We start from the raw sequence: 232 nt of genomic DNA, 5'->3' as shown, positions 1-232 counted from the left end.
CGGATTTGCTTCGTTGTCGTCGGGTGCGCGCGCCGGTACATTCATCTGACTGCGACCCGATACGACGAAGAGTTTCCCGTGACGACAGCCTTTGCTTCCACCGCCGCCCAGCATTCTCACGATTCCCACGCCGCCGGCGGCGCCATTGCCGGTCAGCCCATCGAGATTCGCGCTTTCGACGGCCCGCTCGGCGCCGAAGTGCTCGGCCTCGATCTGAGCAAGCCGCTTGCCC

At 65.1% G+C, this 232-nt stretch carries 1 pseudogene; it reads left to right on the top strand.

The window, feature by feature from the left end:
- Positions 1-78: 78 nt before the first annotated feature.
- A pseudogene (locus SB753_RS41960) lies at positions 79-232 on the top strand (TauD/TfdA family dioxygenase); the annotation flags it as partial.

Origin of the sequence: Paraburkholderia sp. SIMBA_053 (genome assembly GCF_046534895.1) — a bacterium.
GTDB lineage: Bacteria > Pseudomonadota > Gammaproteobacteria > Burkholderiales > Burkholderiaceae > Paraburkholderia > Paraburkholderia caledonica.
Note: the sequence above shows the minus strand (reverse complement) of the source record. Positions and strands in the feature narration are given on the sequence as shown.